This is a genomic window from Halomonas sp. 3D7M, assembly GCF_014897885.1.
Lineage (GTDB): Bacteria > Pseudomonadota > Gammaproteobacteria > Pseudomonadales > Halomonadaceae > Vreelandella.
The window spans coordinates 1-7,209 of record NZ_JABUZF010000264.1; the positions used below are offsets into that span (position 1 = coordinate 1).

At 52.7% G+C, this 7,209-nt stretch carries 9 protein-coding genes; 7 read left to right on the top strand and 2 right to left on the bottom strand.

Annotated features, from left to right (window positions below; all coding sequences use genetic code 11):
- The first annotated feature begins 335 nt into the window (after nucleotides 1–335).
- The 7 genes from INT22_RS17080 to INT22_RS17110 all read left to right on the top strand — a co-directional run bounded on the left by INT22_RS17080 (nucleotide 336) and on the right by INT22_RS17110 (nucleotide 5,008).
- Nucleotides 336–1,157: a GNAT family N-acetyltransferase gene (locus INT22_RS17080; protein WP_226912848.1), complete on the top strand. Its 822-nt coding sequence runs from the start codon at nucleotides 336–338 to the stop codon at nucleotides 1,155–1,157.
- 246 nt (nucleotides 1,158–1,403) lie between these two features.
- Nucleotides 1,404–1,937 carry an AAA family ATPase gene (locus tag INT22_RS17085; RefSeq protein ID WP_193068627.1) on the top strand — a complete coding sequence of 178 codons (534 nt, stop codon included), beginning with the start codon at nucleotides 1,404–1,406 and terminating at the stop codon, nucleotides 1,935–1,937.
- 147 nt (nucleotides 1,938–2,084) lie between these two features.
- Nucleotides 2,085–2,534 (top strand): GFA family protein, encoded by a 450-nt coding sequence (locus tag INT22_RS17090; protein ID WP_443601755.1) that lies wholly within the window; start codon nucleotides 2,085–2,087, stop codon nucleotides 2,532–2,534.
- A gap of 118 nt (nucleotides 2,535–2,652) precedes the next feature.
- On the top strand, nucleotides 2,653–3,195 hold the full coding sequence (locus tag INT22_RS17095) for a DinB family protein (RefSeq protein ID WP_193068628.1): 543 nt from the start codon (nucleotides 2,653–2,655) through the stop codon (nucleotides 3,193–3,195).
- Between the two features lie 161 nt (nucleotides 3,196–3,356).
- The gene (locus INT22_RS17100; RefSeq protein WP_193068629.1) at nucleotides 3,357–3,635 is read left to right on the top strand and encodes a type II toxin-antitoxin system RelE/ParE family toxin; all 279 of its coding nucleotides are present in this window, start codon (nucleotides 3,357–3,359) and stop codon (nucleotides 3,633–3,635) included.
- Entirely contained in the window at nucleotides 3,635–3,928 is a 294-nt protein-coding gene (locus tag INT22_RS17105) for a HigA family addiction module antitoxin (protein WP_009722157.1), read from the top strand. Before INT22_RS17100 ends, INT22_RS17105 begins: the two co-directional genes overlap by 1 nt.
- 117 nt (nucleotides 3,929–4,045) lie before the next feature.
- The gene (locus INT22_RS17110) at nucleotides 4,046–5,008 is read left to right on the top strand and encodes a ribonuclease Z (protein WP_193068630.1); all 963 of its coding nucleotides are present in this window, start codon (nucleotides 4,046–4,048) and stop codon (nucleotides 5,006–5,008) included.
- 112 nt (nucleotides 5,009–5,120) lie between these two features.
- Here the strand turns inward: INT22_RS17110 and INT22_RS17115 are convergent, their stop codons facing one another.
- Nucleotides 5,121–6,317, bottom strand: coding sequence for an E22 family MetX-like putative esterase (locus INT22_RS17115; protein WP_089039100.1), 1,197 nt, complete (start codon nucleotides 6,315–6,317; stop codon nucleotides 5,121–5,123).
- A gap of 77 nt (nucleotides 6,318–6,394) precedes the next feature.
- Nucleotides 6,395–7,209 (bottom strand): FAD-dependent monooxygenase (locus tag INT22_RS17120; protein WP_226912849.1); only part of this gene is annotated, 815 nt, incomplete at its 5' end.

A 7,209-nucleotide genomic window follows, 5' to 3' on the forward strand; every position in this document is an offset into this window, starting at 1 on the left:
TGCCAGTCAGCCTTAAATGACTGGCATTAGCCTTAGGGCTGTCACTTAACTCTACTATTTCAAGCTCTTCCTTAATTGACCGCTAACAGGCTTGCCGACAAGCGACGTTTGGATAGCTTGCCAACATTGTCTGTGCCCTAAAGGGGATGAATGGAGGAGGGGCAGGTGAGATGGCGACAACAATCGGTTTCGAGCCTAAGCGGCCATCTGCCAGTGCATATTTACAGATCCTGTTAGTTAGCAATGCGCGCTTTTCTGATAAGGCCTAATCTATAAGGACGTTTTCATGTTCCGTAGAGCAACCAATGAACAATAACCGCTATAGGATTAGGGCGATGAGTCGCGAAGAGTTGGGCCTCGCGATGGAATGGGCCGCAAAGGAAGGCTGGAATCCGGGGCTCCACGATGCCGACTGCTATTTTTCCGCCGATCCGAAGGGTTTCCTCGTCGGCCTGCTTGACGACGAGCCTATCGCCACCATCTCGGTGATCAAATACGACGACGCCTTTGGTTTTCTTGGCTTCTATATTGTCAAGCCGGAATACCGGGGACAAGGGTATGGGCTTCAACTGTGGCAGGCTGGGATGAGCTATCTTCAAGGCCTTCACATTGGGCTCGATGGTGTCGTCGATCAGCAGGAAAATTATCGGAAATCCGGTTTTACGCTGGCCTATCGCAACATTCGCTACGAGGGAGTGGGGGGCGGAAAGGCGCCCCAGCACGCTGGGATCGTCGAGCTATCCAGCCTGCCTTTTGAGACCATTGACGCCTATGGGCGGCCCTTTTTCCCTGCCAATAGGGAACAGTTCACCCGCGCCTGGATCAGCCAGCCCGATGGTCATGCTCTGGGCGTGATGCAGCATGACAGGCTGTCTGGCTATGGGGTTATCCGGAAATGCCGCAACGGCTACAAGGTCGGTCCCCTGTTAGCGGACAGCCCGGCATTGGCCGAGTCGCTTCTTCTCGCCTTGAAAACCCGCACGACGCCATCGGACCCGATTTTCCTTGATGTGCCAGCCATCAACCCAGCGGCGGTGGCATTGGCCGAGCAGCATGGCATGAGGGTGTCATTTGAAACCGCCCGAATGTACCGGGGTGAGGCGCCAACCCTGCCGTTAACTCGCCTGTTTGGCGTGGCGTCTTTTGAAATCGGATGAGCGGGTGATGGGGAGACCGGCTTCTACTATGAAGTGACGCTCAATCCCATGGCAATCGGAGATTTCCCTCAAATCGTGAAGCACGCCCCAGTCTGGTCGCCCCGAGGGCAACCCCACGCCCTGGATCGGCTCTGCCACTCCGTTGATCCATCGCATAGGGCAAAAACTTGCTGGGTAAATAAATTAGGATGGTAAGCAGTGGAGACAGCTCGAACTCAGATTTTCTACAGCCTCATTAGGAGTGAGATGAACCATCGATTCGTAGTCACCGGCGGCCCTGGTGGTGGAAAAACGACCATTCTTAGTGCTCTAGCGGAGCGTGGATATAGCTTCGCACCGGAGTCCGCTAGGAAAATAATCAAAGAGCGGTTAGCAGCGGGGTTATCGCCTCGACCGGACCCTGTCTCTTTTGCCCAAGAGATACTTAGTGCGGATATCGAAAAGTATCAGAATGCAGCCTCCTGCGACCGTGTCATGTTGTTTGATCGCGGAGTACTGGACGCGCTGTATATGCTCGATGCGGAGAGCGCATTAACGCGAGATGAAATAGCGCAATACGTTCAAAAATTTCCATATAACAGCATTGTCTTTCTTCTGCCTCCTTGGAAAGAAATTTACGATACTGATTCAGAGCGTGATCAAACGTTTGAGGAGTCCGTAGCGGTGTTTGACGGTATGAAAAGGTGGTATTCGCAGTGGGGGTACGAAACACTGGAAGTCCCACAAGGCAATATTAATGAGCGTGTTGCGTTCATTTTGCAGCGTATACATACCCCCTAACAATTCACGGTGGCGGACAATTTTTCCACCGTTTCGCGGCTCGAAATTTTCCGCAGAGCGCGGTGTTATGCGCCATATAGCCATTTTTCCAACCTCTGGGTTGGGGAAGGAGAGCGCTAACCATATCCAACGAAGAGGTAAATTGAAGTGGACACTACATCAAGTAAGGTTAAAGGCCATTGTCGTTGCGGGCAGGTAGAATTTGAGGTTAGTGCTAAGCCAATGATCACCATGGCATGTCACTGCACAGGATGTCAGCAAATGACATCTAGCGCGTTTAGCTTGAGTTCGCTTTATCCGAGCGAGGCATTCTCAATTAACTCCGGAGAGCCCGTTATCGGTGGGCTGCATGGGAACACTCGCCACTATTTCTGCGGGCATTGTATGAGCTGGCTGTTCACTCGCCCCGAAGGCATGGATAACTTTGTCAATGTTCGCTCAACGTTGCTAGAGGATTCTCGAACCTACAAACCATTTATTGAAACTTACACAGATGAAAAACTGGAGTGGGCTTCCACTGGCGCAGAGCATAGTTTTTGTAAGTTTCCACCGCAGGAAAAGTTTCCCGAATTGCTCCAAGAATATGCGCAAAAATAAGGACAAACACAGCAGCGATGAATAGGGTGTGGCACTAAACAATCAGCGATAGTGGAACGATTTAAACTTCGCTTCAATTGCCCGCTGAGCTGGGCGTTATACCTGAGAGGCACCTCGGATGAGCCTTAAAGATCACTTTGCAATGCTGGCTTCCTACAATCAGTGGATGAACTCAAAGGTTTATGAGGCTGCAGGCCACCTCTCCGCCGCTGATTTAGCCAAAGACCGTGGGGCCTTCTTCGGTTCCATCTTAGGAACCCTGAATCATATCCTCGTGGCTGACACTATCTGGCTCAAACGGTTTGCTACACATCCTTCCTGTGTGGCCCCTTTGCGCGAGGTCGCTGATCTTCCAAAGCCGACCAGGCTAGATCAGATTGCCTTTGAAGATTTTGGTCGTCTATCTGAACACCGACGCTGGTTGGATCAGCGAATTATTGATTGGGTAACCGAACTATCCGACGGTGACCTGGATGTCGTTCTCAGCTATCGCAATAGCAAAGGGATTCCTGCAAATAAACGATACTCGAGCTTGGTGCTTCATTTCTTTAATCATCAAACTCACCATCGTGGGCAAGTTTCTACTTTGCTATCTCAGGCGGGGGTGGATATCGGGGTTACTGACCTGTTGGTTCATATCCCAGAGGAAACCCATGTATAGCCAGGTATGTACTGACGAATCCTAGAGCGATTCCCTACACTGGAAAAATTAGATTATCGCTACTCTAAATCCCGAAAGGGTAAGTTGTTGGCTCGGGTTCGGGTAATTCAAATAATATAAGCCTGCTTGTTGCGCGGTGCGCAACAAGCTATGATGTGTTTATGATTAAATCATTCCGCCACAAGGGACTCAAGCGCTTCTACGCTAGTGGTAGCACCTCTGGTATACAGGCGGATCATGCCAAGAAATTGCGTATGCAGCTTGCCGCTCTGGACACGGCCGTGTCAGTAGAAGATATGGATATCCCTGGTTTTAGGCTCCACCCTTTGAAGGGGAGAGACACAGCGCGGTGGTCAATTTGGATCAACGGAAATTGGCGCATGACGTTCGAATTTCGAGATGGCAATGCGTACATTCTTGATTATGAGGATTATCACTAATGACGATGCATAATCCGCCGCATCCCGGCGAATTTATTCGGGAAGTGTACCTAGAACCTTTTGGTATCAGCTCCCGTCAGCTTGCTTCCAACTTGGGCGTTTCACCATCCACCTTGTCACGGTTGCTTAAAGGGGATAGTGGCATTAGCCCCGAAATGTCTTTGCGCTTGTCGAAGGTTCTCGGACGTACCCCGGAGAGCTGGCTATCAATGCAGGACATGTACGACCTATGGATGGCTCGCAGCACAATTAATTTGGACGACCTGCAGCCATTGGATTTTGAGGCCGCTTAGCGATTGCGACTGTTGTCGTTGGCATCCTGTCGTAAAAAGCTGAGCAACCAAACTTATTGGAAATCTGTATGCCGCCAGACTAGGTTCAGGTTTCTAAAGAGAAAGCACGGACGCGATATGAACCTACTCTTCCTCGGCACTTCCGCTGGTGTGCCCACCAAACAAAGAAATGTCTCCGGGATCGCCTTGCGTGAAAGCAAAGGGAAGGGCTGGTACCTGGTTGATTGTGGTGAGGGCACCCAGCATCAGGTCTTGCGTACCAAGCTGTCGTTCCATTCGTTGAAAGCCATCTTGATTACCCATGTGCATGGCGACCACTGCTACGGGCTGCCGGGCATTTTGGCGAGTGCCGCCATGGGTGGCCGGAAAGCGCCACTGACCATTGTTGCGCCCGCAGGTATCAAAACTTGGTTGGCGGAAACCTGTGAGGTGACGCAGCTATGCTTACCTTTTGCCTTGGAGTTTATCGCCTCAGACGACCTGCCAAGCGTTGAGTTTGAGAACATCGCGGTTGAGACATTCAGCCTTTCACATCGGGTGGCGTCTTATGCCTATGCGTTTACGGAGCGAAAGGTTGATGCTGCCCTGGACATGGAAAAGCTAGCGCAAAAGGGGATTCCAAGAGGGCCGTTGTGGGGGCAGTTAAAGCAAGGGGTTGATATTGAGTTTGCAGGTGAGCCGTTAAGAAGCCATGACTATTTAATCTTCAAGAACACGCCCAGGAAAGTAGTGATCGCTGGGGATAATGATCAACCTGACTTATTGAACGAGGCGTGTGCAGAGGCGCAGGTGCTGGTGCATGAGGCCACCTATACCGAAGAGATGGCTGAGAAGGTCGGTGATGTGGGGCATAGCTACGCCAAGCTTGTCGCAGCTTTTGCCGAATCGATAAAGCTACCTAATTTGGTGCTGACACACTTCAGCCCTCGTTATCAGTTAGGTGCCCATGCATCGCCGTCCATTGAGGACATTCGCAAAGAAGCTGAGGGCGCCTATTCCGGCTCGCTTTTCTTGGCGCGGGATTTTGGCGAATACAGCTTGGAAAAAACGGGTTACTTTTCTGAGATGGTGGGCGAGTAGTTTTTCCGCGCGTGTATCAGTAGTGATACCGAAACTGGGCGATTAGCAACGCTTCGTAGTCTTCAAGCACTGGCTTCCAGGGAAGCCAGTGCTCACTTCGTTATTTCAAAAGCTATTTCAAAAACTCCCGCAGCGTTTCGCTGGCTTGGTCGATGGAGACGACGCCATCTAAATGACCGCGGTTGCCTTCCAGGGTTTCAAGCGTCACTTCGGTGCCGTCGGCTTCTATCAGCTCGGCAGTGCGGCGCACGCCTTCGGGGGCGAAGACGAGGTCGTTTTCGCTATACAGCATCAGCGTCGGGGCGTCGATGGCAGCCAGTCCTTCTTCTAGTGAATCACCGTGGCCCGCCATAAAGAGCTGGTTGGCGCGAACCAAGTACAGCAGATGGTTGGCATCGGAAAGCTCGGCGCGGGCGGCGGCGACATCATCCAGCGTTTGCTCAATGGCGTAGCGAGCGTTGATATCTTGAGCGGGGTCGCGCTCTTCGTCGGCCCAATCGCGGTTGAAGGTTTCGTTGGCCCACTGCCAGTGATTGGCGTTGAGGGTGACGATCTTGAGCGCTTCTTTAAGGCCATCGGTGGGTGGCTCGCCATCGTAGTAGTCGCCCTCATTCCAGTTGGCGTCTAAGCGGATGGGCGCCGCCCAAGCGCTAAGCGTTGCCAGCAACCAGGGGTCGGTAACGCCGCCACCGATAACGGGAATCAACCTATCCACTTTGTCAGGGTAAGCACTGGCCCATTCAAACGCTTGAAGCGCCCCCATCGAGGCACCCATGACCGCGTGTAGCGACTCAATGCCCTGGCTCTCTAACAACGCACGCTGTACCTCGACAAAGTCACGGATCGTTACCACAGGAAAATCCATTCCCCACGGTTCGCCGGTGTCTGGATTAATAGAGGCGGGGCCAGTGGTGGTGACATTGGGGTCGTGGGCGTTGAGATTCACCAGCGTATCGGACGCAATAATGTAGTACTCGTCGGTATCCAGTGGCTTACCGGGGCCGATGATGGCATCCCAATAGCCGGTTGGCTCGCCATCCGGGTCATAACGACCTGCTGCATTGCTGGTGCCAGAAAAGAAATGGGTAATTAAAATGGCATTGTCACGAGCGTCGTTTAATTCACCGTAGGCTTCCCAGCCCACCGCAAGTTCGGGAATCATCTCGCCGCCTTGAGTGGTGAAGTCTTGCATCTCGAAGGTTTGCTTTTCGACGACGCCATCCCAGGCCAGTAGCGGTGATGCTGCAAGTAATCCGAGGCTGGTAACTGTCACCACGGTTAATAAAGAGTGTCGTTGCTTGAGAACCATACGCCTTCCTTAAATGAGGGATTGTTATGATTATTGTTGGCAACGGCTGCGTTGCCACCCTCATAGCGTAGTCGGCTTTAGCGCATTTTAAATGGGTTTAGCCCGTTAGCTTGTTGCATCATCATGCGTTTGGCGAGCGGTACGCGTTCGGCAAGATGTAGGCTGAGATCACCCAGCTGGCGTAGCGGTTTTGCACCGGTAAACAAGTGATGGAAGCTGTCGGTGGCGGCAATCATGGCTTGGTTGGCCAAGCGGCGCTGGCATTCGAAGCGGTGCAGGCTGATAGAGTCACCTGGGTCGCGGCTCTTGATGACCAGCTCTGCCAGTGTGTCGGCATCGTGCAGGCCAATATTCAGCCCTTGCCCTGCCAGCGGATGCACCACGTGGGCGGCATCGCCAATCAGGGCTAAGCGCTTACCGATATAGCGTTTGGCGTGCTGGCGCCTAATTGGAAAGCTCGCCTTTGCGACCACACGGGTTAGCTTGCCTAGCCGCTTGGGAAAGGCTGTTTCAACGGTCGTTTTTAGGGCGTCGTTGGAGAGCTGTTCACGGGCTTTGGTGGCTTCGTCGCTGTCATACCACACCAACGATGCACGATGGCCTGGTAAGGGAAGCATGGCAATCGGGCCGGTGGGGGTGAAGCACTGCCAGCTAATATCCTGTTGGGGTAGCTCGGTTTCCACGTTAATAATCATCGCCCGCTGATGGTAGTCGTAGCTACTAACGGCAATGCCAGCAAGTTCTCGTAGCGTCGAATGCGCACCATCTGCGCCAACAATCAAACGGGCGCTTAAGGTTTTGCCGTTATCTAGCTCCAGCATGCGGCCGGTGCTGGCCGCCATGGTGCTGAGCGGTGCGCACTGGGTGTAGCAGGTCACGCTGGGAAGATTCT